The sequence below is a fragment of the Aquilutibacter rugosus genome (assembly GCF_036541335.1).
In the GTDB taxonomy this organism is placed as follows: Bacteria; Pseudomonadota; Gammaproteobacteria; order Xanthomonadales; family Xanthomonadaceae; genus Aquilutibacter; species Aquilutibacter rugosus.
Window position 1 is genome coordinate 886,487 of sequence record NZ_JAZHBO010000002.1, and the last position, 26,954, is coordinate 913,440.

At 59.5% G+C, this 26,954-nt stretch carries 24 protein-coding genes, 1 tRNA gene and 1 pseudogene; 15 read left to right on the forward strand and 11 right to left on the reverse strand.

What is annotated here, in order from left to right; translation table 11 throughout:
* Nucleotides 1-20: 20 nt before the first annotated feature.
* The 4 genes and pseudogenes from V3390_RS09640 to V3390_RS09655 form a co-directional block, all read right to left on the reverse strand.
* On the reverse strand, nucleotides 21-770 hold the full coding sequence (locus tag V3390_RS09640) for a cytochrome c1 (protein WP_331704263.1): 750 nt from the start codon (nucleotides 768-770) through the stop codon (nucleotides 21-23).
* The gene (locus tag V3390_RS09645; RefSeq protein ID WP_406805156.1) at nucleotides 763-2,010 is read right to left on the reverse strand and encodes a cytochrome b; all 1,248 of its coding nucleotides are present in this window, start codon (nucleotides 2,008-2,010) and stop codon (nucleotides 763-765) included. Before V3390_RS09645 ends, V3390_RS09640 begins: the two co-directional genes overlap by 8 nt.
* Before the next feature lie 3 nt (nucleotides 2,011-2,013).
* Nucleotides 2,014-2,625 carry a ubiquinol-cytochrome c reductase iron-sulfur subunit gene (petA, locus tag V3390_RS09650; protein WP_331689903.1) on the reverse strand — a complete coding sequence of 204 codons (612 nt, stop codon included), beginning with the start codon at nucleotides 2,623-2,625 and terminating at the stop codon, nucleotides 2,014-2,016.
* 150 nt (nucleotides 2,626-2,775) lie between these two features.
* Nucleotides 2,776-3,183, reverse strand: a pseudogene (locus tag V3390_RS09655) (lytic transglycosylase domain-containing protein); the annotation flags it as partial.
* 437 nt (nucleotides 3,184-3,620) lie between these two features.
* Here V3390_RS09655 and miaB point away from each other — a divergent pair.
* The 6 genes from miaB (at nucleotide 3,621) to V3390_RS09685 (ending at nucleotide 9,726) form a co-directional block, all read left to right on the forward strand.
* Complete coding sequence (miaB, locus tag V3390_RS09660; RefSeq protein ID WP_331704264.1) at nucleotides 3,621-5,000, forward strand: tRNA (N6-isopentenyl adenosine(37)-C2)-methylthiotransferase MiaB; 1,380 nt, start codon at nucleotides 3,621-3,623, stop codon at nucleotides 4,998-5,000.
* Nucleotides 5,001-5,053: 53 nt separating this feature from the next.
* Entirely contained in the window at nucleotides 5,054-6,070 is a 1,017-nt protein-coding gene (locus V3390_RS09665) for a PhoH family protein (RefSeq protein WP_331704352.1), read from the forward strand.
* Entirely contained in the window at nucleotides 6,067-6,543 is a 477-nt protein-coding gene (gene ybeY, locus V3390_RS09670) for an rRNA maturation RNase YbeY (RefSeq protein ID WP_331704265.1), read from the forward strand. The genes V3390_RS09665 and ybeY overlap by 4 nt, the downstream gene beginning before the upstream one ends.
* Nucleotides 6,544-6,645: 102 nt before the next feature.
* On the forward strand, nucleotides 6,646-7,500 hold the full coding sequence (locus V3390_RS09675) for a CorC family transporter (RefSeq protein WP_331689900.1): 855 nt from the start codon (nucleotides 6,646-6,648) through the stop codon (nucleotides 7,498-7,500).
* A complete protein-coding gene (locus V3390_RS09680) occupies nucleotides 7,493-8,725 on the forward strand; it encodes a lipoprotein N-acyltransferase Lnb domain-containing protein (protein ID WP_331704266.1) in 1,233 nt (410 codons plus the stop codon). The genes V3390_RS09675 and V3390_RS09680 overlap by 8 nt, the downstream gene beginning before the upstream one ends.
* On the forward strand, nucleotides 8,722-9,726 hold the full coding sequence (locus V3390_RS09685; protein WP_331704267.1) for a magnesium and cobalt transport protein CorA: 1,005 nt from the start codon (nucleotides 8,722-8,724) through the stop codon (nucleotides 9,724-9,726). The genes V3390_RS09680 and V3390_RS09685 overlap by 4 nt, the downstream gene beginning before the upstream one ends.
* Nucleotides 9,727-9,803: 77 nt before the next feature.
* Here V3390_RS09685 and V3390_RS09690 read toward each other — a convergent pair whose 3' ends face one another.
* On the reverse strand, nucleotides 9,804-11,888 hold the full coding sequence (locus V3390_RS09690; protein WP_331704268.1) for a S9 family peptidase: 2,085 nt from the start codon (nucleotides 11,886-11,888) through the stop codon (nucleotides 9,804-9,806).
* 115 nt (nucleotides 11,889-12,003) lie between these two features.
* On the opposite strand from V3390_RS09690, the gene V3390_RS09695 reads away from it, so the two are divergent.
* Nucleotides 12,004-13,821, forward strand: coding sequence for a peptide MFS transporter (locus V3390_RS09695; RefSeq protein ID WP_331704269.1), 1,818 nt, complete (start codon nucleotides 12,004-12,006; stop codon nucleotides 13,819-13,821).
* Between the two features lie 50 nt (nucleotides 13,822-13,871).
* A tRNA-Ser gene (locus V3390_RS09700) sits at nucleotides 13,872-13,962 on the forward strand.
* A 308-nt stretch (nucleotides 13,963-14,270) separates the two neighbouring features.
* Here the strand turns inward: V3390_RS09700 and V3390_RS09705 are convergent.
* Nucleotides 14,271-14,441: a hypothetical protein gene (locus V3390_RS09705; RefSeq protein WP_331689895.1), complete on the reverse strand. Its 171-nt coding sequence runs from the start codon at nucleotides 14,439-14,441 to the stop codon at nucleotides 14,271-14,273.
* 104 nt (nucleotides 14,442-14,545) lie between these two features.
* On the opposite strand from V3390_RS09705, the gene V3390_RS09710 reads away from it, so the two are divergent.
* The 3 genes from V3390_RS09710 to V3390_RS09720 all read left to right on the forward strand — a co-directional run bounded on the left by V3390_RS09710 (nucleotide 14,546) and on the right by V3390_RS09720 (nucleotide 16,464).
* Nucleotides 14,546-15,067, forward strand: a complete 522-nt coding sequence (locus V3390_RS09710) for a DUF1993 family protein (protein ID WP_331689894.1) — start codon at nucleotides 14,546-14,548, stop codon at nucleotides 15,065-15,067.
* A gap of 10 nt (nucleotides 15,068-15,077) precedes the next feature.
* Nucleotides 15,078-15,668 carry a methyltransferase family protein gene (locus V3390_RS09715; RefSeq protein WP_331704270.1) on the forward strand — a complete coding sequence of 197 codons (591 nt, stop codon included), beginning with the start codon at nucleotides 15,078-15,080 and terminating at the stop codon, nucleotides 15,666-15,668.
* Nucleotides 15,669-15,813: 145 nt separating this feature from the next.
* Nucleotides 15,814-16,464, forward strand: a complete 651-nt coding sequence (locus V3390_RS09720; protein WP_331704271.1) for a hypothetical protein — start codon at nucleotides 15,814-15,816, stop codon at nucleotides 16,462-16,464.
* A gap of 14 nt (nucleotides 16,465-16,478) precedes the next feature.
* On the opposite strand, the gene dnaQ is transcribed toward V3390_RS09720, so the two are convergent.
* Genes dnaQ through V3390_RS09735 form a run of 3 tightly spaced genes read right to left on the reverse strand, consistent with a single transcriptional unit; the run spans nucleotide 16,479 to nucleotide 18,364 of the window.
* Entirely contained in the window at nucleotides 16,479-17,192 is a 714-nt protein-coding gene (gene dnaQ / locus V3390_RS09725) for a DNA polymerase III subunit epsilon (RefSeq protein WP_331704272.1), read from the reverse strand.
* A 9-nt stretch (nucleotides 17,193-17,201) separates the two neighbouring features.
* Nucleotides 17,202-17,669 carry a ribonuclease HI gene (rnhA, locus tag V3390_RS09730; RefSeq protein ID WP_331689890.1) on the reverse strand — a complete coding sequence of 156 codons (468 nt, stop codon included), beginning with the start codon at nucleotides 17,667-17,669 and terminating at the stop codon, nucleotides 17,202-17,204.
* On the reverse strand, nucleotides 17,666-18,364 hold the full coding sequence (locus tag V3390_RS09735; RefSeq protein WP_331704273.1) for a class I SAM-dependent methyltransferase: 699 nt from the start codon (nucleotides 18,362-18,364) through the stop codon (nucleotides 17,666-17,668). The genes rnhA and V3390_RS09735 overlap by 4 nt, the downstream gene beginning before the upstream one ends.
* 138 nt (nucleotides 18,365-18,502) lie before the next feature.
* Between V3390_RS09735 and gloB the strand changes: the two genes are divergently transcribed.
* The 3 genes from gloB to V3390_RS09750 all read left to right on the forward strand — a co-directional run bounded on the left by gloB (nucleotide 18,503) and on the right by V3390_RS09750 (nucleotide 20,968).
* Nucleotides 18,503-19,264 (forward strand): hydroxyacylglutathione hydrolase, encoded by a 762-nt coding sequence (gene gloB, locus V3390_RS09740; RefSeq protein ID WP_331704274.1) that lies wholly within the window; start codon nucleotides 18,503-18,505, stop codon nucleotides 19,262-19,264.
* On the forward strand, nucleotides 19,257-20,090 hold the full coding sequence (locus V3390_RS09745) for a transglycosylase SLT domain-containing protein (protein ID WP_331689887.1): 834 nt from the start codon (nucleotides 19,257-19,259) through the stop codon (nucleotides 20,088-20,090). The genes gloB and V3390_RS09745 overlap by 8 nt, the downstream gene beginning before the upstream one ends.
* A gap of 80 nt (nucleotides 20,091-20,170) precedes the next feature.
* On the forward strand, nucleotides 20,171-20,968 hold the full coding sequence (locus V3390_RS09750; protein ID WP_331704275.1) for an enoyl-ACP reductase FabI: 798 nt from the start codon (nucleotides 20,171-20,173) through the stop codon (nucleotides 20,966-20,968).
* 84 nt (nucleotides 20,969-21,052) lie between these two features.
* On the opposite strand, the gene V3390_RS09755 is transcribed toward V3390_RS09750, so the two are convergent.
* Entirely contained in the window at nucleotides 21,053-22,783 is a 1,731-nt protein-coding gene (locus V3390_RS09755) for a 3-hydroxybutyrate oligomer hydrolase family protein (protein WP_331704276.1), read from the reverse strand.
* 86 nt (nucleotides 22,784-22,869) lie between these two features.
* On the opposite strand from V3390_RS09755, the gene V3390_RS09760 reads away from it, so the two are divergent.
* Complete coding sequence (locus V3390_RS09760) at nucleotides 22,870-23,553, forward strand: response regulator transcription factor (RefSeq protein ID WP_331689884.1); 684 nt, start codon at nucleotides 22,870-22,872, stop codon at nucleotides 23,551-23,553.
* A gap of 32 nt (nucleotides 23,554-23,585) precedes the next feature.
* Here the strand turns inward: V3390_RS09760 and V3390_RS09765 are convergent, their stop codons facing one another.
* Nucleotides 23,586-26,918 carry a hybrid sensor histidine kinase/response regulator gene (locus V3390_RS09765; RefSeq protein ID WP_331704277.1) on the reverse strand — a complete coding sequence of 1,111 codons (3,333 nt, stop codon included), beginning with the start codon at nucleotides 26,916-26,918 and terminating at the stop codon, nucleotides 23,586-23,588.
* Between the last annotated feature and the right edge of the window lie 36 nt (nucleotides 26,919-26,954).

Below are 26,954 nucleotides of genomic sequence, written 5' to 3' on the forward strand. Positions count from 1 at the left end.
TAGAGGTCCTTTATCCGGGATCAATGTTCGACGTCGCGCCAGTATTCCTTCTTGAGCAGATAAGTCAGGAAGGTCAGCGCCGCGAGGAACAGGATTACCCACACGCCCAGGCTTTCACGCTTGATGCCGGCAGGCTCACCTGCGTACTGCAGGAACGCCGTGACGTCACGAACGGTTTGGTTGAATTGCGCTTCGGTCTGCGTGCCCGGCGTGGTGATCTTAAGACCCTTCACGACCTTGTCGCCGGTAGCCTTATCAGGTTCACCGTAGATGGCATGTTGCATGCCCTGTTCCTGGAACAGCGGGTTCGGCATCGAAGCGTTCGGGAACAGATTGTTGTTCCAGCCCAGCGGACGCGATTCGTCGAGGTAGAAAGACTTGAGGTAGGTGTACACCCAGTCCGCACCGCGGCTACGTGCGACCAGCGACAGATCCGGCGGGGTCTTGCCGAACCAGCGCTCACCGGCCTTGGCCGGCATGGCCGTGCCGATGGTCTCACCGAACTTGGCGCCCGTCAGGTTGAGGTTGTTCTGCACCTCGTCCTCGGTCAGACCCAGATCCTGAGCCATACGCGAGTAGCGCAGATACTTGAGCGAGTGACAGCCCGAGCAGTTGTTCATGAAGATCTGGGCACCGCGTTGCAGCGAACCCTTATCGGTCAAGTCAACGCCCGACTGCATCAGAGCACCTCCACTCGCTGCGGCCGCCGTACCGGCCAACAGCATGCCGGCCACGCCCAGTGCAAAGGATTTCAGGAATTTCTTAGTCATGCATCGTCACTCGCTCAGGGACCGGCTTGGTCTTGTCCAGCTTGGTCCAGATGGGCATCGTCAGGAAGAACAGGAAGTACAGTACCGTCAGCACACGGCCGATGATGGTTTCGACCGGGTCTGTACCCGGGCCGGCACCGATCTTGCCCAGCCACACGAAGGCGATGGCGAGGACAGCCAATGCGACCTTGGTCATCCAACCGCGGTACTTGACGGACCTGACCGGCGAACGGTCGAGCCACGGCACCAGGAACAGGATCGCAATGGCGCCGAACATCACCATGACGCCGCCGAGCTTATCCGGCACCACGCGCAGCATGGCGTAGAACGGGGTGTAGTACCACACCGGCTTAATGTGCTCCGGGGTAACCAGACGGTTGGCTTCGACAAAGTTGTCGTGTTCCAGGAACCAGCCACCGAAGGCCGGAGCAAAGAACACAATGAAGGCACCGATCATCAGGAAGAACGAAGCACCGAACAGATCCTTTACCGTGTAATACGGGTGGAACGGGATGCCGTCCTTAGGAGCCGTCGGCGACCAGCGGTTGCCCTTAGGACCCTTCTTGATTTCAACGCCGTCGGGGTTGTTCGAACCGACTTCGTGCAGAGCGCCCAAGTGCAGGACGACCAGCAGCAACAGCACCAGCGGCAGCGCAATGACGTGCAGTGCGAAGAAGCGGTTGAGCGTAGCGTCGCCCGGCAAGTAGTCACCCATGATCCATTCGACCAGCGAACCGCCAATGACCGGCAGTGCACCGAACAGCGAGATGATCACCTTGGCGCCCCAGAAGGACATTTGGCCCCACGGCAGGACATAGCCCATGAAGGCTTCGGCCATCAGGACCAGGTAGATCACCATACCGATCAGCCACACCAGTTCACGCGGCTTTTGGTACGAACCGTACATCAGTCCGCGGAACATGTGCAGATACACCACGATGAAGAACAGCGAGGCGCCGGTGGAGTGCATGTAGCGGATCAGCCAGCCCCAGTCGACATCGCGCATGATGTATTCGACGCTGCTGAAGGCCTCGGCAGCCGACGGCTTGTAATGCATGGTCAAAAAGATACCGGTCAGGATCTGATTGACGAGCACCAGCATGGCCAGCGAGCCGAAGAAATACCACAAGTTAAAGTTCTTCGGAGCGAAGTACTCGGTCATGTGCTTGCGATAGAACGGACCGAAACCCTTGGCGCGGTAATCGAACCAGTCCTGCAATTTCTGGATGGTATTAGCCATGGATTACGCAGCTCCCTTAGGATCGACACCAATCACGATGGTGTTGTCATCTTCGTAATAATGCGGCGGCACGACCAGGTTGGTCGGCGCGGGCACGCCTTGGAACACGCGGCCGGCCATATCGAAACGCGACTTGTGGCACGGGCAGAAATAGCCGCCCTTCCATTCCGGGTCGAACGGTTCCGGACGAATCTCGGCCTTCATTTCAGGCGAGCAGCCCAAGTGAGTGCACAGACCGACCAGCACCGAAATTTCGGGCTTAATGGAGCGCAGTTCACCGGTGATGTAGGCCGGTTGCTGGTCCTTGTTGTCGGACTTGGGATCGCGCAGACGGCTGTCGAGCATCGGCAGGGTCTTGATGATCTCCGGTGAACGCTTGACGATCCAGATCGGCTGGCCGCGCCATTCGTTGACCAGGCGAGCACCGGTTTCGAGACCGGAAATGTCAACCGTGACCGGCGCACCGGCCAGCTGAGCCCGCGCACTGGGGTTCCAGGATTTAATGAACGGCACTGCTGCGCAACCGGCACCAACCGCACCCACCACTGCTGTGGTGGCGGTCAGAAACCGACGCCGTCCTTGATTAATGGGCTGTTCGCCCTCGTGATTAGCCATCCGGCACTCCGCAAAGCACTTGATTTTCAAAGGATTTTTAAGGCAGCAACCGCACTAAAGCAGCTTGCGCACCATAAAAGACAGTCAAGTGTAGCGAAAAGGTGAACAAATAGACAATACGCCAGCGCCAATCCGGGCTAAATTTGTGCGTTAGGGCCCGGCAGCGACCCGATACGACTGCGAGAGACGCCACACTTTGTCGACGTAACTACGGGTTTCGGGAAATGGTGGCACGCCTCGGTACCGATCGACTGCGCCCTCGCCCGCGTTATAGCCCGCCAGCGCCAAGCGCCAGTCCCCGCCGTAGCGCCGCAGCAGCCATGCCAGATACTGCACGCCCGCCCGGATATTTTCACCCGGGTCGAAGGCACTGCGGACCCCGAACCGTCGCGCGGTCGCCGGCATGAGCTGCATCAGCCCCATGGCGCCTTTCGGACTCACCGCCGCCGGATTAAAGGTGCTTTCGGCGTGAATCACGGCTTTGACCACGGCTTCCTCGATGCCCCAGCGGTTAGCGTGTGCTCGGATTACCTCGGCGTAGGCGGTGGGAAACAGGCGCCGGGTGACAACTGGCGCGGCTCGCCCCACCGCCGTCATCGCCGGGGCACCACCAGACGCGACCGGAAACTCGACTCGAGCCGGGTCATTGGCCGCGACGGCCTGGCCTTCGGCCGGGTTGGACCCGGGTGACCATTGCGCCACCTGTCTGCAACCGGGACCCGGCTGTCCTGTCAGAACCGCTCCCTGCTCCCCGGCGCAGCGATACAGCGCGGCAGGCTCCGCCGCCAGGCTAGTCGTTACCAGCATTAGCCACCACAGACTGCATTGCCACCACCTGTGCATTGCCCTAGTTCCCGTCGAATCGAACTCCCACGCTGCACCGAACCTGCGCCCCAGAACAGGGTAACCGCTGAAAATGCCGACAGAAGGCCATCAATCCACGATAAAATGGGCGGTTCAGGCCCGGATTAAGCGCCGGCACCCAGGAGACCTACATGACTGACACCGATATCGCGACCCCAACAGGCGTCACCGCCAAAGGCAAGCTGTTTATTGAAACGCACGGCTGCCAAATGAACGAATACGATTCGCAGAAGATGGCCGACGTCCTGAGCGACGCGCACGGTCTCGAGCTGACCACGGACGTGAACGAGGCCGACGTGATCCTTGTCAATACCTGCTCGATTCGCGAAAAGGCGCAGGAAAAGGTGTTTAGCCAGCTGGGCCGCTGGAAGCAACTGAAAAAAGACAAGCCGGTGCTGATCGGTGTCGGTGGATGTGTCGCCTCGCAGGAAGGCGATGCCATCGTCAAGCGTGCGCCGTATGTGGATCTGGTGTTCGGTCCGCAAACGCTGCACCGCCTGCCGGAACTGATTGAACGTCAGCGCGAAACCGGTACGCCGCAAGTGGATATCAGTTTCCCGGAGATTGAAAAGTTCGATAAGTTGCCCGAGCCGCGCGCCGACGGTCCGAGTGCCTTCGTCTCGATTATGGAAGGCTGCAGCAAGTACTGCTCGTTCTGCGTGGTGCCCTACACGCGTGGCACCGAAATCAGTCGCCCGTTCGAGGACGTCCTGATCGAAGTGGCCGAACTGGCGGCGCAAGGCGTCAAGGAAATCAATCTGCTGGGCCAGAACGTCAATGCGTATCGCGGCCCGCTGCCCGCAGAAGATGGCGTGGAACCCGAGACTGCCGATCTGGCCCTGCTGATTCGCGCAATCGCAGAGATCGAAGGCATTGGTCGAATTCGTTTTACCACTTCGCATCCGCTGGAATTCAGCGACAGTCTGATCGAGGCGTATCGCGATGTACCCAAGCTCGCAAACTATCTGCATCTGCCGGTGCAGGCCGGTAGCGATCGTGTGCTGGCCGCCATGAAACGCGGCTATACGGCGCTTGAGTTCAAGAGCAAGATTCGCAAACTGCGTGCGGTACGTCCGGACATCAGTGTCGCGTCGGACTTCATTGTCGGCTTCCCGGGCGAAACCGATGCCGATTTTGAAAAGACCATGAAACTGATTGAGGATGTCGGCTTTGACCAGTCCTACAGTTTCATCTACTCGCGTCGTCCCGGCACGCCGGCCGCCGACTTGCACGATGACGTCTCCGAGGCGGACAAGCACGCCCGCCTGACGCGCCTTCAACAGCACATCAATCAGCACAGCCTTACGATCTCGCAGAGCATGGTCGGCAGCACGCAGCGCATCCTGGTCACTGGCCCTAGCCGCAAGAATCCGAACGAACTGACCGGCAAGACCGAGAACATGCGCCAAGTGAATTTCGAAGGCCCTGCCCGCCTTACTGGCGAATTCGTTGATGTCATGATCACCGAGGCGTTCAGCAATTCGCTGCGCGGCCGAGTGATTGTTGGCTGAAGCCCCGCGCGGCCCGTGCGTTTGCCGTCGCGCCACCGCGCTATCCTATGACCATGAAGCAACATGAGACTCAGTTTTCGCTCCAGCCCGCCGATGCGGCCCGACTGGCCAATTTGACCGGTCCGCTCGACGCGCACTTGCGCCAGATCGAAGCGCGTCTGGGTGTCGCGATCGCCAATCGCGCCGAACAGTTCGAAGTCACCGGCTCATCGCAGGCCACTGTCGAGGCCGCTGAAGATTTGCTGCGTTCTCTATACCAAGAGACTGCGGACGAAACGCTCGATGAGCATGCCATCAACGTGCGCATGGCAGCTGCCACGGCCAATGCAGGCGCTGACACTGCGGGTACTGACAAAGGCAAGCATCGCAAGTCTGACTACGAACCGCAGCAAGTGGCGATCAAGTCCAAGCGCGGCACCATTCGCGGTCGCGGTGACAATCAGGCCAAGTACCTGCACGCCATCGCCATGCACGACATCAATTTCGGTATCGGCCCGGCCGGTACCGGCAAAACCTATTTGGCCGTGGCCTCGGCAGTCGATGCCATGAACGAGGGCCGAGTCCAACGTCTGATACTCGTCCGTCCCGCAGTAGAAGCCGGCGAAAAGCTCGGGTTCCTGCCCGGCGACCTGTCGCAGAAAGTGGATCCGTATCTGCGTCCGCTGTATGACGCGCTGTACGAAATGTTCGGTGTCGAAAAAACGCTGAAACTGCTGGAGAAGAACATCATTGAGATTGCACCGCTGGCGTACATGCGCGGCCGCACGCTCAACGATGCCTTCGTCATTCTGGACGAGGCGCAAAACACCACGGTCGAACAGATGAAGATGTTTCTGACGCGGATCGGCTACGGATCTACCGCAGTCGTTACCGGCGATCTGACCCAGACCGATTTGCCACGCCATCAAAAGTCCGGCCTGCGCGATGCGCTCGAAGTGCTGCGCGGTGTGGATGGAATCAGCTTTACCTTCTTTGAAGCCAAGGACGTCGTCCGCCACCCCCTGGTGGCACGCATCGTCAATGCGTACGATGCTCGCGACGCCCGCAACGGTGAGAGTACTGCGCCATGACCCAAGGCCCCGTCGATCTGCAAGTTAGCCTGAGCTACGGCCTACCCCGTAAGGGCATTCCGGCGCCGAGCTCGTTCCGTCGCTGGGTCGCGGCGGCGCTGGACCGGCGCTGTAAAGCGGCGGATATCGGCATCCGCATCGTTGACGCCGAAGAGGGCCAGCACTTCAATCGGCACTATCGCGGCAAGGATTACGCCACCAATGTACTGAGCTTTGAAGCCGATCGCCCCGAGGGCCTGCCGGACGACGTGCACATCCCGCTGATTGGCGATCTGATCCTGTGCGCACCGGTCGTGGAGCGCGAGGCACGGGAGCAGAACAAGCCATTGGTGGCGCACTACGCGCACATGACCGTGCATGGCACCCTGCACCTGTTGGGCTGGGACCATCAGGACGATCTCGAGGCCAATGCCATGGAGCAGCTGGAACGCGAAATTCTGGCGAGCTTCGGCATCAGCGACCCCTACCTGTAAGGTTGGATTGAGCGCCTTTGCGCCCGATTTCGTCACGTGGAGTTGCGGGCAAAATGGTATAAATAACCTTTCTAACTATCGGACGCACCCGCATCTACCGCTATGGCAGAGGACGACAGTAGTCACTCTCATTCCGAAAAACGCTCCTGGCTGGAGCGTATCGGTGACGCCCTTTCCGGCGAACCCTCCACCCGCGAAGACTTAGTGGAAATTCTGCGCGATGCGCAGGAAAACTCCCTCATCGAGGCCGACACGCTCCGCATGATGGAAGGCGCAATCGCCGTCTCCGATCTCACCGTTGGCGAAGTCATGGTCGCGCGCTCGCAGATGGTCTCACTTGATATTGACGAGCCGTTTCTGTCGCTGATGAAACAGGTGGTCGAGTCCGGCCATTCGCGCTTCCCGGTGCACAGTGAAAACAAGGACAGCATTGTCGGCATTCTGCTAGCCAAGGATCTGCTGCGTGGCGTGGTTGCGGATAACGGTCCGGGCACCGTGCATTCGCTGCTGCGGCCGGCTGTCCTGATTCCCGAATCCAAACGTCTCGACGTGCTGCTGCGTGAGTTCAGACAGTCGCGCAACCACATGGCCATCGTCATTGACGAGCATGGTGGTGTGGCCGGTCTGGTTACGATCGAAGACGTGCTGGAGCAGATCGTTGGCGATATTGATGACGAGCACGATGACGCCGCCGGCACCAACACGCTGATCGCCGCGCAAGCCGACGGTATTTTTATAGTCGATGCATTGACCCCTATCGGTGACTTTAACGAGCGGTTCGGCTCGACCTTTGCCGATGACGATTACGACACCATCGGCGGTCTGGTGACTGATGCCATCGGCCACATCCCTGAAGCAGGCGAAGAGCTGGCACTGGGGCGCTTCCTGTTCCGTGTCGCACAGGCCGACGCGCGTCGCATCCATACGTTCAACGTGTCCGTCCTGCCGCATGACTGATTGCCTGTTGCGTCGCCTGACCACTTGGGTGGTGTGCTGTTGCCTTGGTTTGCTGCTGACGGCCAATGCCATGGCCGCCGAACCCATCGCAGCCGACTCGCCCACGCAACGTTTGGCCGCCGCACCGTCAGCGGCGCCACGAATTGGCGTGATGACCATGCGACCCGGCAATATTTTCTGGGAGCGGTTCGGACACGATGCGCTGGTAGTCCAGGACCCCGTCACCGGCGAGTCACTGAACTACAACTTCGGATTCTTTGATCCGACGGCACCGGATTTTGTCAGTCGCTTTGCCCGCGGCGAAATGCGTTACCAGCTGGCAGTGCTCACCACCGAGCAGGATCTGTCGGTCTATCGTGCCGAAGGCCGTGGCGTGCAGATGCAGTGGCTCAACCTGTCACCCGAGCGCGCACGCGAGCTGGATCAGGCCTTGCGCCTGAACGCCCAACCGCAGAACGCGTTTTACGACTACCGCTACTTCACCGACAACTGCGCAACACGCGTGCGCGATGCCGTCGACCGCGCCTTTGGCGGCGCGTTGCGTTCGCAACTGGAATCGCGCTCGCAAGGTCTGACCTATCGCACCGAAGCCGTGCGCCTCGCCGACGATGCCCTGTGGATGCGCTATCTGTTCGACTTGGGCCTGGGCCCACAAGCCGACCGCCCCATGTCCCGCTGGGAAGAGAGTTTCGTGCCGGGACGACTGGCCACAGCACTCGCTGACTTGCAGGTCGATGGCAAGCCGGTCGTTGCCGGTACGCAGACCTTGCTCGAACATCAGCTGCGCCCCGATGCCACCGATCCGAATTTCCAATGGCTGTACTGGTTGCTAGTCGGTGCCGTGGTCGGTGCGATGCTGCTGTGGTTGCGTCGCCGTACACCGCGCGGCTTCGGCATCACCGCCACCGTGATTTGGCTGCTGTTCTCATTGTTTGGCGCGACCTTACTCTATCTGTGGCTGTTCACGGCGCACAATTTTGCCTTCGCCAACCGCAATCTGTGGCTGATGAACCCGCTGGCTCTGCTGCCGATGTTGGCATGGTGGCGTAGAAACCCGCGCTTGTTGCAGGTCAGTTCGCTGCTGGTGCATGTGATCCTGCCCGTGGTTGCCGTGTTCGAATTCTGGAGCCTGCTACCGCAACGCAATGCCCACTGGATTGCATTGCTACTGCCGATTCATGTCGCTCTCTATCTGGCGTGCCGTCCCGTACAATGGGGCAAATGAACGATCGGACCACAACGGAATTCAATACCCAATGCGTCATCGCCTGTCACCACTATGACGGCAAGGGCAGCGTTGAGGCGATCACGCTCGAGGCCATCAGCGACGTACTCGCAGTAGAAGACGGCAGCTATGTGTGGCTGGCTCTGTACGAACCCGATGAATTGGTTCTGGGCAAAGTGCAGGAAGAATTCAATCTGCACGATCTGGCGGTCGAGGATGCCCGGGTTGCGCATCAACGTCCAAAGATCGAGTCTTACGGCGACTCTGTGTTCATTGCCGTCAAAACGGCGCAGACTGTCGACCAGCGTGTCCGATTCGGTGAGACCCATTTCTTCGTCGGCAAACGGTTCCTGGTGACGGTACGCCACGGTAGCTCGCTGTCGTATCGCACTGCCCGAGCACGCTTTGAACGCGAACCTGAGCTCATGGCACAGGGGACGGCCGGCGGTCTGTACGTGGTGTTGGACCTTATTGTCGACAATTTCCAGCCGCTGATGGACGAGTTCAGTGCTCAGCTCACGCAGTTGGAGCGAGACATCCTGTCCGAGGACTTTAAGCCCAACACGATCCGTGAGCTCTATACGCTCAAACAGGACCTGACTCGTCTGCGCATTGCCGCAGCGCCAATCGCGGACATCATTTCGCAGCTGACTCGCCTGCGCAAAGAACTGATTACCGACGAAATCCAGTTGTACCTGCGCGACGTGCAGGACCATGCCATTCGACTCAACGACGGCATTGATACCTTGCGTGAAATGCTGTCGGCTGCCATGTCCACCAACCTGTCATTGGTCACCGTGCACCAGGGCGAAGTGGTGAAACGCCTCGGTGCCTGGGCTGCCCTACTCGGCGTTCCCACACTGGTCGCCTCGTGGTACGGCATGAACTTCAAGTTCATGCCCGAACTCGAAGGCAAGTGGAGTTACGCGGTTTTGATCGGGCTTGTGGCTCTGATCTGCATCGTGCTGTATCGCCGCTTCCGCAAAGCGCAGTGGCTGTAGCGCATTAGTAGTTAGTCCCATGAAAAAGGGTCGCTCCGAAAAGAGCGAACCTTTTTGTTTGACACGTATAGCTAATTTTACTTGGCGGTGCCGGCGTTTTCAGATCCGCTGCCGATGTACTGACGCAGCCAGTCATTCACAGTGTGGTGCCACAGAATGGAGTTGGCCGGCTTCAGTACCCAGTGGTTCTCATCGGGGAAGTACAGGAACTTGGACGGCACCTTTTGCAGCTGCAAGGCAGTAAAAGCAGCAATGCCCTGCTCGGCCGGAATGCGGAAGTCCTGCTGACCTTGCACCACCAGCATCGGCACGCGCCACTTGGACGTGTGATTGACCGGATTGTACTTTTCGTACGCGGCCGGATTGGCGATGGCCGAACCGCCGTTTTCCCACTCGGTGAACCAGAGCTCTTCGGTGGCGTAGCCCATCATGCGCTGATCAAACACGCCATCGTGCGACACCAGGCACTTGAACGGCGAGTTCCAGTTGCCGGCAATCCAGTTGACCATGAAGCCACCGTAGGACGCGCCCAGTGCACAGGTCTTGTCGCCATCCAGGAAATCGTACTTGGAGAGTGCAGCAGCCCAGCCCTTTTGCAGGTCTTCGAGCGGACGGTCACCCCAATGCTGCGAGATCGCATCGGTGAAGGCCTGACCGTAGCCGGTGGAGCCGTGGAAATCGATCATCACCGCGGCGTAGCCCTGACCCGTATAGGTTTGCGGATTCCAGCGATACGACCAGCCGTCGCCAAACGAACCCTGCGGACCGCCGTGAATCAGAAACGCGACGGGATACTTTTTACCCGGCTGATAGTTCCACGGCTTGACCACATAACCGTAGACGGTTTCGTTGTTCCAGCCCTTAAACGAGAACTGCTCAGCATCACCGAACTTCACGCCCGGCAACAGCTCCGAAGCTGACGGGGTCAAGGCACGTGCTGCGCCGTTCGAAGGCGTCGCTGCCATGATCTGATCACCGGATTTCAGCGAGTTCAGGGTGTACACCATGGTGTTGCCCGCGATGCTGACGTTACCGGCGGTACCGGCCTTGGTCAGCAGAGTCACCTTGCCGTTGACCACATCGACACGGAAGATTTTTTGCGCGCCAACATCACCGGCCGCGGTGATCAGGCTGCGTCCGTCAGCGCTTAGCGTCAGGCTGTCGGCCGAGCGGTCCCAATTGGCCGCGATGTCGCGGACGGCACCGGTGGCCAGATCCATCGCACGAATCTGCCAGCGATCGGCTTCGAAACCCGGGCGCTTCATGGCGCGGTAGTACAGCGTCTTGCCGTCAGCCGAGAAGACCGGGCCGGTATCCCAGGCCGGGTTGGATGCAGTGAGATTGCGGGGCTCGACATTGCCTTCGACCGGGACCTGATACAGATCGAAGTTGGTCGAAAGCGGTTCGTCGGCATTGGCCAGACGGGCGCTGTAAATAATGCTGCGGCTATCGGGCGACCAGGCCATTTCCGAGAGATCACCGAACGGACGCGAGGGCGTATCGGCCTTGACCGAGGCACCAATCAGGCGCGCATCGGTGATGTTGCCGGAAAGCGGCGCGACGTACAGGCGATTGAGCTTGCCTTCGTTCCATGCATCCCAGTGACGGATAAACATGCGGTCAAACACTTTGCCGGTGGCCTTGCGTTCGCCGTTGGCTTTATCCCGATCGACCGTGCATTGCAGATCGTCCGTGCAGTCAGCGTAGGCCTCCATGGTCAGAGCAATCTGCTTGCCATCGGGAGCGATGGCAAAACCGCCGACATCCAGCGGCAGCTTGGAGATCTGCTGCGGTGCGCCGCCGCTCATGGGCTGCGAATAGAGCTGCATGCTGCCGCTCTTGGCCGACAGGAAATACAGGGTCTTGCCGTCAGATGACAGTGCCGGCGAATTGACATTCCAATCGGACGGGGTCAGTTGACGCGCTGCGCCACCTTTAGTGGAAACCACCCACAGGCTGCTGCTTGCCTTCAGCGTTTCCTTGTTCACAACGCGCTTACTGAACACGACAACCGATCCGTCGGCACTCAATACGGGAGACGAATAACGGTCCATAGTCGCCATCTCTTCGATCTGAAGACCGTGGGGCGCCAATTGAGCTAGAACCGTAAGCGGAAAGGATAGACCGGCCAGTAAAGCCGCAGACAGCAAAGATTGCTTCATGTTTACACTCGTCAGAGCAGGCAGAAACGTTAATGATAGTCCCAAATTCGCACCTGAATACCCCGTAGCGAGCTACCACTGGCTATACTCACTTGATCTGAACGAAATAGCTTTCATGAACACAATTGCACTCCCCCGCACCAAAGTGGCCGATGAACTCTTCGGCGTACCCAAGGGCGTCTACGTCTGCTTTTTCACTGAAATGTGGGAGCGGTTCTCGTTCTACGGCATGAAGGCTCTGCTGCTTCTGTTCCTGATCCAGCATCACAAATTCGGTGACAAGATCGGCCTCGATGTGCTCGGCGCGTACGGTGGTCTGGTTTACTGCATTCCGGTGATTGGCGGTTTGCTGGCTGACCGCTATCTCGGCATGCGCCGCGCGGTGATCTTTGGCGGCTTACTGCTGGTACTCGGCCATGCGGGCATGGCGATCGAGGGCTCAGAGGCGACTGTCGTCAATGGCGTCGTCACACGTGACGAAGGCGCTCTGCGCTTCTTTTATGTTTCGCTTGCGCTGATCATCATGGGCGTCGGCTTCCTGAAGCCGAACATCTCCACGATCGTCGGCAAGCTGTACGCCGACAATGATCCGCGTCGCGATAGCGGCTTCAGTCTGTTTTATGCCGGAATCAACCTGGGCGCCCTGTTCGCTTCGATCATCTGCGGCTATCTCGGTCAGACGCTGGGCTGGTCCTACGGTTTCGGCGCGGCCGGTATCGGCATGCTGCTTGGGCTGCTGCAGTTCCTGTGGGGTCAAAAGTACCTGCATGGCCATGCGGAATCCCCCAATACGCAATCGCTGCGTGAGCGCGTTCTCGGCATTCCGCGCGAGGCATTGATCTATCTGACATCCTTCATCGGGCTCGTGCCCATTGCCTTGCTGCTCTACGCTGTTGCCAACCAGCGTTTTGCAATCGGCGGTGAAATCTCGCTGGCGAAAGTGCTGATGATCGCTGTCATGGTTGCCGTGCTTGCCTGGTATCTGTGGTTCATCGCTACGCGCTGCACACCCGTTCAACGCCAGCAGATGATTGCGCTAATGGCCCTGATTGCCATGACGCTGGTGTTCTTTACGTTGTATGAGCAGACTTACGGCTCATGGGTGACGTTTACCGATCGCATGCTGACCAAGGATCTGGTGCCGTCGCTGGTGCAAGCCGGAACCGGTGAGATCCGCATGACGGGTTCGTTTATGGAGCAGCTGACGACCTTCTTCGTGCATGCACCGTGGTCGATTGCATCTTTGCTGCTGGCCCCGTTGGCCTTCATGGTTTCGGCACAGGTCTCGGATCGCAATCCCCATTCCAAGCTGCCAATCATGCTGTTCGGTGGCGCCTCGGTGCTGATGATTGTGTTCCTGCTGCGCGATGTGCTGACCTTGCCGCAAACGGCCGGATCGTTGACCTTCCTCGGCGCCCTGTTCATTATCCTGCTGGCACCGGTGTTCACTGGCCTGTGGGGCTGGCTCGACAAGCGCAACCTCAATCCGTCCAAGCCGGTAAAGGCCTCGCTGGGCTTGCTGTTCGCCGGTCTGTCCTTCGTCCCGCTGATCTATGCCGCCAATAGTGCCGGCGCGTCGGGCGAGCTGGCGAGCGTATGGTTGCTGGCACTGGCCTACCTGATTCTCGAGGCCGGTGAAATGTGCCTCTCGCCTGTGGGTCTGTCGGCTGTGACGCAGCTGTCGGTTCCCACCGTAGTCTCACTGATGATGGGCACCTGGTTCCTGGCCACTGCCTTCTCGGAAATGCTGGCCGCTCAGTTCGGCAAGATTGCGGCCTTGGATATCCCCGATGGCCAGGCCGTCAACATGGCCGAAGCCGGCTACAAATACGTCGAGCTGTTTACGCTGATGCTGTGGATCGGTGTGGGTTGCGCCATCGTCGCCTTGCTACTCGCACCTGCGCTCCGCCGCATGATGCACGGGGTCAAATAAGTCACTTGCATCCGGCCGTTTGGTTCGCTAAAATAGCGGGCTCACCTCCAGGGGAGGTGACAGAGTGGTTGAATGTACCTGATTCGAAATCAGGCATACGTTAATAGCGTATCGGGGGTTCGAATCCCCCCCTCCCCGCCAGATTCAAATAAAAAACGCCACCCATCGGGTGGCTTTTTTATTGATCGCGGTGGGGGGATGATGAACCTCCCGATGAGGGGGTTCGACGCCCGCACACGGATGTGCGGGCGGGACAACCTTTAGGTTGCGCGAGCATTCCTGCGAGCGGGCGGTGCAGGATGCACCGCATTCAATCCCCCCTCCCCGCCAGATTCAAATAAAAAACGCCATCCATCGGGTGGCTTTTTTATTGATCGCGGTGGGGGGATGATGAACCTCCCGATGAGGGGGTTCGACGCCCGCACACGGATGTGCGGGCGGGAAAACCTTTAGTTTGCCGGAGCGGTATCCGCTGCCGGCGCTTCGATCTTGACGTCGACCTTTTCCGGCATATCGCTACCGGAGTCGGACTTCTGCATCGCCATAAAGAGTGCCAATGCAGCGACGACCGCTACAATGATGATCACAATCCACTTGCCGCTGCCTGAAGATTCAGCCATTTTTGTTGACCTCTATTGGAGTTTCAATGGAATTTCGACCATAACAAAGGCAACGTGAAGACTTCATCATCGTTCCCAACGATTTCTATCAAGAGACACCCCGCATGCAAACCATTGCTGAAATCAAATCCCTGCTCCTTTCGCGCTTCAATGTCCTTGAGCGCCTTGTCGATGCGGGGGCTGCCCACTTTGCCGGCAACGAACAGGCCCTGCTCTCCGCCAAATTAGCCGATGACATGTGGGACTTCGGCAGCCAGATCACGGCCGCCTGCACACCGGCTCAGGGCTTTGCTCAATGGAGCGCCGGCGAACCCATCGTCAACTGGCCGCGCGGTGTCGAGTCCTTAGCGCAAGCCAAGGAAATCATCAGTGCAACCAAGGCCCTAATCGAAGGCATTACCGCCGGCGAGGACATCCTGACCACCGACAAGCGCATCGGCATGGGGCCGACGCGTCACGCGATGTTGCCGGGCGCAGATTACGTTCGCGACTATGTCATCCCGAACGTGTATTTTCACATGGCCGCTGCATACATGATTCTGCGCAATCAAGGCGTCAGCCTCAGCAAGAATGACTGGCTCGCCTATCTGGGACCCTACGTCCGTCCGAATGCAGCGGCAGAGTAAGGCATAAAACATGACCGTAGATAACGCGTTAAAACTCACAGTCCCTGCGCTGTGGCTAGTGTTCTGTGCGTACTGGTGGATCCGGTCGCGCAACCAGAAATCGGCTCGCGTTGCGGAACCGTGGCTCACCCGCTTTTTGCGACATTGGCTGCCGCTTGGCGTTGCCATCGTGCTAATTGCAGGACCGGGTGATTGGTTCGGCCACTCGCTGCTGCGCGAGCAGTTCTTGCCTCACACCACTCTGGTGTATGCGATCGGAGTGCTGGTGATGCTGGCCGGACTGATCCTGGCCATCTGGGCGCGCCGCACCTTGGGACGCAACTGGAGCGCTAACGTGCAGATCAAACAGGATCACGAGCTCGTGACCGACGGCCCCTACGCCACCGTGCGCCATCCGATTTATACCGCGCTGATTCTGATGTTTATCGGCAACGCGATTGTCGTAGGCGACGTGCGCGCCATTCTGGGTGTGCTCATTGTCTGGGCCTCATTCGCGGTGAAATCCCGACGCGAAGAGCAGTTCATGCTTTCCGAGTTTGGCGAGCCCTATGCTCAATACCGCCAACGGACCGGAGGCATCTGGCCACGTCTATTTCACTGACGCGGCCGGGAATAACACGATCGGCCCGGTAGCAGTGCATCTACGACGGGACTGGCGGATGACTTCTGTTTCCGGACTGAATTTACCTTGAAGTAATCCCGGCCAAGTCTTGCGGCATGCAAAGCCTTGCCCGATACTCGTTGACATGATCGAAATTGGCCACCTCGCCCATCCCGGCACGCAGCACGGCAGCAACTTGTGCACCTATCATTGCGATAATGCACTTGGCGCCTGGATGATTCTTGACGGCATCGGCGGCGAAGGCAGCGCCGAGTTTGCCGCCGTGGCCGCACGCGATGAATTAAGCCGCAACTTGCGGCAAGGGCTGAACGCCGAACAGGCCATTCGCGCCGCCGATAAGGCCGTTCATGCACTACCCAAGCGCGGTACCGGACATGCCAGCGGCACCGGCTGTCTACTGCTGCAGAGCCAAGGACCCAGTCTGGTGCTGAACTGGGTCGGCGCAGCGCAAGCCTTCGCCACTGAGCGCCGCACGGATGCCTTAAGCGAGCTCACCGCAGAACGCGGACAACTGGCAGCCGGCAGTCGCACCAAAGCCTTGGGTGTGACGGACTCCGCTCGCTTGCCGATTGCCGAGTGCGTGGTGCCGAGCGCAGATTACTCGCGGGTGCTGCTGGCCAGCGAACCGGTCCATACCCTGGTCGGCGCCGAACGGATCCGTGAAATTCTTGCGGACAAGGAAATTTCGGCGCAGGAAATGGCCGATACACTGATCTTTGAATCACTCGAAGCCGGCACCGAAGACGCAGTCGCCGTGATCGTTCTAAAGCTTTAAGAAAGCACCCGCGCTTACGCGAGCCGATCCCAAACGGTATTGCCACCGGTTGCTTTGCGCACCCGTTCAAGCACGACATCATGCGCGGCCTGATCGGCTGCCGATGCGCTAAACAGCGGACGCGGCTTCTGATCGGCATTGGCATAAGCCGATTGCGTGCGGGAGCTGGTCGACCCCACATCAAAGCCAAGGTCGGACTGGCCACTGGTGAGTGCGAGATAGACTTCGGTCAGCAGTTGGGCGTCGAGCAAGGCGCCGTGGCCCATGCGCTCGCGCTCATCGGTACTGATACCAAAGCGTTTACAGAGTGCATCCAGGCTGACACGTCCCTGCACGGTCTGCTTGGCCAGCCGCACGGTGTCGGTGATCTTGCACAACTCGGAGATCGAGCCGTAGCGATCACGATCACCCAGCAATCCGAGTTCGTAATCAATAAAGCCAACGTCAAACTTGGCGTTATGGATCAGAAGTTCCGCACCTTCGACAAAGTCGAGGAACCCATCGACGATTTCAGCGAACACGGGTTTATCCGCCAGAAAATCGAGGCTCAAACCCGTGACTTGCTGCGCACCCTCCTCGAAGTCGCGATCCGGCCGAACATACTGATGGTAGGTGCGACCCGTCGACTTGCGATTGATTAGTTCAACGCAACCGATTTCGACAATGCGATTGCCGTTGCGCCATTCCAGACCGGTGGTTTCAGTATCAAGTACGACTTGGCGTGCCATGGGTGCTCCTTAAGCCGTCGCGCGCATTTGAGTGATGGCATCACGGGCCAACGCATCGCAACGTTCATTCTCAGGATGATTGGAATGCCCTTTCACCCAATGCCACCGCACATGATGCATCGCGGCGGCGGCCGATAGTCGTTGCCACAGATCCTTATTCTTAACCGGCTGCCCGGCGGCGGTCCGCCAGTTCTTGCGAATCCAACCCGGCATCCATTCGGTAATGCCCTGACGCACATATTGCGAGTCCGTGGTCAGATCAATATCGCAAGGTTCCTTTAGTGACTCAAGCGCCACGATGGCAGCCATCAGCTCCATGCGATTGTTGGTGGTGTCTGGCTCTGCGCCCTGCAGCTCGCGCTCGTGCGGACCAAAGCGCAAGATCGCGCCCCAACCGCCGGGACCGGGATTGCCGGAGCATGCGCCATCGGTAAAAATTTCAACTATCTTGCGCGGCGCGCCAGTATCCGAACTCATGTCGACAGTTTAGCAGGCTGCCAAACGACTGCCGAGCGAACCGGCGTTCCGGGAATACGTGCCACCGTGCGTTTGCACGCAGTGACTGTCAACACGGCGCGGAACCGATCCAGCGTTTCGGTTCGGGTACTGTCCTGCAATGCCCTCAACTCGACATCGGGTGAGGTCAGCGAACTCAATCGCCAATGCGGTCCCAGCCAACGCGTCGCCATATCCTCAGGCCCAAAGCCCGCGGTCACTAATGCTTGCCGCCACCGTGCAGGTCTCATGGAGTGCACGCCGTACGCTCGGGCCCGAAGGCGGAACGGGCTAATGGGATTCAACATGCTGACCCATAGTACGCCACCGGGCCGCAACACCCGATGCGCCTCACGAAACAGATGCGACCACTCGATTCCGAGCTCGGTGACGTGCTGAATGACTACCGCGTTGAGACTGTCGGAGGCCAAAGGCAATGGCAGCGCGCCGCGAAACGCCCCACCAAACTGCAACAGGGGTACGCGCTCGGCGGGCGCCGAAACGGCCTTCGAATTCAGCGGAAATTCAGCAAAATCGGCGCATGAGTCGGCTTGCGGCTCCGACTCGATATTCAGGAAACTAACCGTACCGTGCAATTCTATGCCGTATGGTCTGCTGGGCGAGGCGATTGCCGGCAATCCCATCCATAGCCACGGACCCGCTGGCTGCCCGCTCAAAACGGACTCCAGGGCCTGCGACTCGCTCGCCAACAGCTGTTGACCCACCTCGGCCCCAAACCATTCGGATGGGGATTTTAGAGTATGTCCGTTCAGCTTTGACTTGACGGGCATTCGCCGCCTCTCCACAGTGTCCGAATGCATTTTACTGCCGTTCGGGCGCTGACCGACAATTATGTCTGGTTGGCGCGATGCGGTGCCGAGGGTCCGATCCTGATTGTGGACCCCGGTGTGGCCGAGCCGGTACTGGCCGAGCTAGCACCCGCCGAGGTACCCACCGCGATCTTACTCACTCACCACCATCCTGACCATATCGGCGGGGTGGCGGAACTGCGCGCCTGCTTTCCGGACCTGCGAGTGATCGGTCCGCATGACCCGCGCATTCCTGCGACCGAGCGCGTCAGCCCCGGCGAGCACATCGAAATCGATGATTGCCGTTTTGAAGTGCTGGAGCTGTCGGCGCATACCCTGAGTCATATCGGCTTCTTCGGGCACGGTGCCCTGCTCTGCGGCGATGCACTGTTCTCGCTCGGTTGCGGTCGCCTCTTCGAAGGCAGCCCCGACGATCTGCATCGTGTCATGCAGACCATTAGACAACTGCCGCCCGCAACGCAGGTCTATTGCGCCCACGAATACACGCAGGCCAACGCGCGCTTTGCACTGGCGGTAGAACCCGATAACGCCTCATTGCGTGCTTATGTTGATCAAGTTGCGCAGCTACGGGCACAGGAACAGGCGACGATTCCCACGACCTTGCAGCGTGAGCTCGACTGCAATCCGTTTTTGCGTGCGGACGAACCCCAAGTGGCTGCGACCATTGACGCCCACTTCGGTTCGCCCTCCGCCAACGCCGTAGAACGCCTCGGGCGTCTGCGTGCCTGGAAAGATCACTATGTCTAAATTCAGAAGCGCTGTACTGAGCGTGCTGGCCCTTGGGGCCATCTTGCCCAACTCCGTCAACGTATCGCCCGTACGCGCCGAATCCGTTACCGGTGTTGAAGTGCTGCACGCTTACCACGCCAAAGCAGTCCAACAGGGTTGTACCGGCTCCATCACCGGTCGATGGGTTGCGCATTTTTCCAATGCACCTAAGCAGCTGGCAGATCCGAACGATCCGACCTTGTCGCTGTTTCACTATGTGCTCGAGCAAGTGCACGAGGCGGGATTGCCCAGCGAATACGCAATGATTCCGTTCGTCGAAAGTGCATATCATCCGGAACTGCGCAGTCGTCTTGGGCCGACCGGGCTGTGGCAACTGGTTGGTACTACCGCACGCAACTTTAAGGTGCCCATGCGCGGCGGCTATGACGGACGTCTCTCGCCGATCGATTCAACGCGCGGTGTCGTCAACTATCTCAAATACCTCAATCGCATGTTTAAGGGCAACGAGGACCGCGTCATCATGGCCTACAACGCCGGTGAAGGCGCCATGCAGGGCTTTCTGAAGGGCCGCACCAAGCTGTCCCAGATCACCCATTCGTATCCGAAGAAGATCAACGCTCTGACCTGCCTGATTGATCGGCAGATGGACAAGCCTTCGTTCCGTATTGCCATGTCGCGCAAAGTGCCCAAGCTCCATGTGGTGCGTGCCGAAGCGGGTGCGGGCAATCTGAACTCCTGGGCCAAACAGCAGGGCTTTGATCCGAACTGGATTCGCAAACTCAATCCGGCGCTGGCCGGTCGCTCGGTGGGTGGCCTCGAAGTGCTAGTCCACGACCCCAAGTAAGTCGCTCCACCATACGGTCTGGTCCTTTGCTTCAGTTGTTGGCAAACTAGGGAACTTACTGAACGGATCTAGGAGTTTCCATGGGCTTTCTGCAAGGCAAGCGCGCGCTAATCACCGGCATTGCCAGTGACCGCTCCATCGCCTCCGGCATTGCTGCCGCCATGCACCGTGAGGGTGCCGAACTGGCCTTCACTTATCTGACGGACAAGCTCAAGTCGCGCGTTGAAAAAGCAGCCGCTGAGTTCGGCTCCGATATCGTGCTGCCGCTTGATGTCAGCTCCGACGAGCAGATCCGCGAATGTTTCGAGCAACTCGGCCAACGCTGGACGGACGGTTTCGACATTCTGGTGCACGCCATCGCATATGCGCCGCGTGAGGCGATCGAAGGCGAATTCCTCGATGGTCTGACTCGCGAAAACTGGGGCATAGCACACGACATCTCGGCCTACTCGCTTGCCGCTCTCGCCAAAGAGGCGCGTCCGCTGATGCAAGGCCGTCAGGGCGCAGTGCTGACGCTGTCCTACCTGGGCGCACAACGTGCGCTGCAAAACTACAATGTCATGGGTGTAGCCAAGGCCTCGCTCGAGGCAACCGTACGTTATCTCGCATTGGATTTGGGCAAGGAAGGCATTCGCGTCAACGCCATTTCCGCCGGACCGATCCGTACGCTCGCGGCCTCGGGTATTGCCAACTTCCGCAAGATGCTCGGCCACTTTGAGAAATACGCACCGCTGCACCGTGCAGTCACCATCGACGAAGTGGGCAACACCGCCGCATTCCTGTGCTCGGACTTGGCCTCGGGCATCACCGGCGAAGTCACTTATGTGGATTCGGGCTACAACATTCTGGGCATGACCGGTATCGGTGACGACGACTGATTTGCCGTCTGCGTTGTTGCGAGAACTAAAACAGAAAGCCGGCTTGCGCCGGCTTTTTGCTGTCCGAAACCGCCGAAGCCTTCCTTAGGGCATCGGACCGCCTTCGGCAATGTGAGACCACATCCGATCGAGGCCGCGATACAGTTCAGGCAACAACGGCCGCCAGCGTTGGCGATACGCGGGAAAACCCAGGAATGCATCGAAATGCTGTGCCTTGTCCTCGGCGATGAAACTCACAGCGTTGTGGCCGCCTTCGCGCAACATGGCCACGTACGGAATGCTGCTGTACTGAATTGGCACCAGACCGTCATCCTTACCGTGCAGGATCAGAATCGGCGTGTCCTTGTGGGCGGGCATCGAGGCCGTGGTGGCCGCAATCGACTCGGCAACAACCGGATCCTTGCGCAGTTCGGTGAGACATTGCAGCTGCGCGTAGATGTCGGGATTGTCGTGCTTGAGGCTTACGGCGTTGCCCGGCGGAATGCCACTGGAATCGCTCCACCATGCAGCACGCTCAGCGAGCGTTGCCGCACGCGCTTGCTTGTCTGCGCTCTCCGCCTGATAACGATAGCCGCACGGATGCGCGCCCACCGGCGCCTGCGCATAGGCCGATGCATAGGCGACCAGCACGGAGCGCCACAAATCAAAACCGGTCGAAGCGTATCCCGCCGCAAGGGCACCATCGCTCCAGCCGGACGCGCGCATGATCTCGTGCGCCTGCTTGGCCATGGCGGGCACATCGGCACCGTCCAGACGGCCGGCCATCTTTAAGCGTTGGCACCACAGGCCCATCAGTGGCTTGGCAGCAGCCAGCGCCGGCGGTTCCGGCAAGGCGCCATCGGGCAATGCCAGTTGCGCACACGGCATAAAGGTCATCGCATCGAGACCGTAGTCATACAGTGCTTTGCCACCAAAGCCATTGACATGAATCTGCGGCTCACCCGCAACGATGGCGGCAAAATGTGCGCCCTGCTCTTCGGCGGCGCGCAACACGGCGCCACCACCGTTAGAGATGCCCACGGCGATAACGCGCGTATTGTCCCAGTTGAATTGACCGTTACCCGGGAACGCCTGTGACAATGCATCCAAACCGAATTGCGCCGCCTGCACTACGTGACGACCCCAGTCGGCCTCGGGGTTGACCTGCGAATGCGCATGCTTGAAGGCAACCTCATGCGCCTGCGGTGTTTTCTGCGCAGAGACCTTAGGAATGAACACGCGCGAATGGCCGATAGCGCGTTGGCCGGCCAAGTCGGTGCCCTCGCCCGTATCGACATCGACAAAATCGGTACCCGTGCCCTTATCGGTGTAGACCACAGCACAGCCCTTGGGCAGGCCCCAGGCACCGGCTACGCTGATCGCACCGTAGACGCCACGCGAACCCGATGAGGGCGCAACCAGCAAACAACGTTTGTTGCCGTCGAACCCGTCGGGAATCTGGGCCACGACGCGATGCGAGGACACACCACCGGGTAAAGTCGCAACGCCACTGTATTCACGGCCGGCGACTGCAGCGGTGCTGCCATATCTCTCGCCGTATCCGCCGCCGGGTGCTAAGTCGGCGATACCTCGCCAGTTGGCCCAGATCGCACGCCGACGCAACTCAACTGCCGTCGGCTGCTCCGGGTTGGCAAATGCGGGCGCAACGGGCGACTGCAGTCCTTTCAGGCCGAGACCGGCAGTCAGCAAGTCATCGTCGCCGCGGTGATCCGTAATTTGCGGTGGCTGACTGGCCATGTTGTTCGTCATTTGAGCGGTGCCGGCGCAGCCGGCGGTGACCGTGGCGAGCACGGCAGCGGTGAGCAATGTCTTCATGGATCCTAGCCTACCGCAAGTACCGAGTGTCGGCAGTGGCCAAAAGTCCATAGGTAGTACGAAGTCCGCTTGCTACACTCAGAGCCATGCACCAGATTTTAATTGCCGACGATCATCCGCTGTTTCGCGCAGCCTTGCGCGCCGCGGCGACTGAGGCGATTCCGGGTGTCGGCATTCACGAGGCCGATTCTCTCGAGTCGGTACTGCAGACGCTCGATGCGCAACCCGACATTGAGCTGTTACTGCTTGATCTGCACATGCCGGGCAATCACGGTTTGGCCGGACTCGCTTCGATTCGTGCCCAACATCCGGTAGTGGCGGTCATGGTGGTTTCGGCGAACGACGATCCCCTGATCGTACGACGCGCTCTGGATTTTGGCGCCGCAGGATTCCTGCCTAAGAGTTCCGGTCTCGACGATCTGAATGCCGCGATCTCGACCATTCTGAATTGCGGGCAATGGCTGCCGGAATCGATTCGTGCCACCGTGCTACGCACGCGCAGCAGCAATTCGGATGCGGACATGGCATCCAAGCTGTCCTCGTTATCGCCGCAGCAGTTCCGCGTGCTGCGCATGGTGGCTGACGGTCTGCTCAACAAGCAGATTGCGGACCGTCTCAATGTGCAGGAGCGTACGGTCAAGGCCCACGTCTCGGCCATCTTTGAACGTCTGGGCGTTCGCAACCGGACCCAGGCCGGCATCGTGCTACGCGAACTCGAACTGACCGACCCGGGCCGCGTCCCGATGATGCAAGGTCAGGCCAGACCATAACACCCCGCAATCGGACGCCTTTCCTGCAGGCGCTAGGGACGCGCCGCGTTCGATGCCGACAGCAGTCGCATCAGCACACTACGCAAAGCCAATGCGCGTATCGGTTTGCGTACCAGAGTCAGATCCAGCTCCTGACAGATGGATCGCACCTGATCGCTAATATCGGCAGTCAGAACCAATGTCGGCCTGTCGGGCATTTGCCTGATCAGTTTCCGATACAGATCAATACCGGTACGGCCATCGTCCAGATGGAAATCAAGCAGCCACACCGATGCATTCAACGCGGCCTGCGCGATGGGCTCTATTTGCGTACCGTCGAAGGCACTCACATCGTGCCCCCACTCCTGCAACATGGAAGTGAGCTGCTCGCGCGTCGGCTGATCGTTGTCCACCAGCAGGATCCGTGCACCCTCGGCAGTCTCGATCGGCGGTGCCGTCTGCTGCAATTGGTCTGTAATGCTCACGCGCACTGCAAAGGTAGAGCCGCGATTGGTTTCCGTGTGCAGCAGTAATTCATGTTCAAGCAGATCCGACAGCCCCTTCGCAATGGACAACCCCAGGCCCAATCCGCTGGCAGTCACGCCTTCGCCGCGGCGGAACTCATCAAAAATGATCGTGCGGTCCTGCTCCGGAATGCCGGGACCCTGATCGTGCACGGCGAGTTGCAGCGTTCCGTCCGTATCCGTAGTCGCCAGCAGACTCACAGTGCCCTGACCGGCGTAACGCGTTGCGTTGGCCAGAAAATTCTGCAGCACACGTCGCAGCAAGGTCGGATCGGTGCGAATCCACTCTTCGCTCGGGCGATAGACAAACTCCAGACCGTTGGCCTTGGCAATCGCAGAGAACTCGGCGGCCAACGGATCCGTGACGTCGCGCGAAGGCAAGGTCCGCAATGCCGGTGTGAGCCCGCCGGATTTTAGTTTGGCGATATCGAGCAGACTTTGCAGCAGTTCGGTCGTCGAGTCTAGAGCGCCACGAACCTCGCGCACGCGCCCCAGGGGATCGGCTTCTGCATGATCCTTTCGGCGCAGCATTGACTCGAGTCCGTCCGTAAACAGCTGTGCCGCGTGCAATGGTTGCATCAGATCATGACCGACGGCCGTCATAAAGCGCGTTTTGGCTTCGTTGGCGAGCTCCGCTTCGCGCTTGGCTTGCTGCAGCATTTCAGTCCGTTCGGCAACACGCGTCTCCAGCGTTTCATTGGCCAACGCCAGCTGACGTTGTGCCTGCCGGAATTGCGTCACGTCGGTATACGTCGCAACGAACCCGCCACCCGGCATTGGCGTGCCGCGAATTTCGATCATGCTGCCGTCGGGGAATATGCGCTCCGTTAAATGCAATGTCCCTGCGCGCATATAGGCCAGACGACGTTCAACTGCCGCATCGAGTGCCGAACCGCTCAGTCCATGCGAGGCCTGCAGCGCTTCTCGGGTCAGATCCTCGATCGGGCGTCCTACACGCAGCAGCGCATCCGAAAATCCGAACAGCTCGGCATAGCGCGGATTCCACGCCACCAGTCGCAGATTGCGATCGACAACGCTGATGCCCTGACTCATGTTGCTCAGGGCCGCTTCGAGCAGCTGCTGATTGAAACGCAAACCGACCCGCGATTCGTCGACGATGCGCGCCACCTGCTCCACGCCTAAACCCTGGCGGTTATGTGCAGCCTCCAGCAGAATATTGGCCGAAGCGCTGCCTAGCACTTGACTCAGTTCCGCTTCGACCGACTCGCCCACTTCAGCCGGCACCGCGTCGCTGCCGTGGAGTCCTTCGAAGACTGCCTGCACGCGCGCAGGAGGAAGAAAGCGCGATGCCAACTCCCGCAAGGTGCGCACCTGCAGACCCCCGGCGCCGCGACGCTGTAGCGCATCGAATCGGCCGGACAAGCCGATTGTCAGACCGTAACTGACCAGCAGCGAGGTTGCGAGCCCACGCCCCAACGGCGACCAGCTATTCAATCCGAACCACACATTCGGATGTAACCATTCGATTGCGCTCGGGAATGCCGGCACCCGCATGACGTTGGGCAGCAGCACCAACCACGCCCACACCAGCAGGCCGGCAACAATGCCGATGCAGGCCGCCTGTGGTGCCACCTGCGGCCGCCACAGCGCCAACAGCAACACGGGCACGACCGGAACCATGGCCGAGAAGCTCAGGGCCCCTACGTCGGCCAGGACGGCGTTATTGTCGATGGCGCGCGCAAAGGCCCATGACAGCGCCATGACCACCAGAACGGCAGCGCGGCGGGCCAAAACCACATCGCGACGTAAGTCACCATCGGGACGTGTCCACCAGGACCCGCGCAGCACCGATGGCGAAACCCAATGGTTGATGATCATCAGGCTCAAGCTCAGTACGCTCACCACCACCATTCCGGTGGCTGCACCAAGTCCCCCGAGAAACGCGAGCAAGGCCACGCCATCATGGCCGGCATGCAGGGGCAGCGCCAAGACGAACAAATCCGGTGCAACGGTGGATGCTAGCGGGCCGGACAATCCGATCAGCGCGATGGGCAAAATCGGCAAGGCAATCAGCGCAAGATAGGCAGGCAACACCCATCGGGCCTTGACCGTATCGCGTTCATCGCGAGCCTCGACCACGGCCATGTGGAACTGGTGCGGCTGGACGAACATTGCCATCGCACCCAGAATGATGAGTGGCCCAAATCCCAGAGTGCTGCGTTCCGGCAGGGTCTGCGCGGCATCGGGAATGCTCTCCGCACCACCAATGACCACAATCCCCACCAGCAGCATGGCCATTAGTTTGAACAGGGATTCGAAGGCAATCGCGACCACCATGCCGCGGTTGTGCGCACTGGCATTTGCCTCGCGTGTGCCAAAGGCCATCGCAAACAGCGCCATTGCCAGGGCACCATAGAGTGAAATATCCGCATACCATGCCGAAGACCGCGCCGCCACATTGCCGCTCATGAGCACAGAGAAGCTGCCACTGACTGCACGCAACTGCAATGCAATGTAAGGCACCATGCCGATCACCATCACCAGGGTGACCACGGCGGCCAAAGGTGCGCTCTTGCCGAGACGCGTGGCAATTAAGTCGGCCACCGATGTCGCATGGGTGCGACGGCCCAGGTCGACCAGACGGCGCATTAGCGGCAAGCCGAGCGTATAGAGCAAAATGGCGCCGATAAATGTAGGCGGAATCCACCAGCCCGAGCGGGCTGCCTGTGTCACCGTGCCGTAAAACGTCCACGAGGTGCAGTGAATTGCCAGCGACAAACCATAGATCAGCCACCAATGCCGTGCAAACGCCGGTGGATAGCGTTGCGCCCATCGTGCCAGCGCGAACAGGCTAAGCAGCCAGCACACGCAGGCCATGGCAACGGTCAGCGGACTCAGCATCGAAACAGGAATAGCGGCAGTCTCATCAGTACAGGA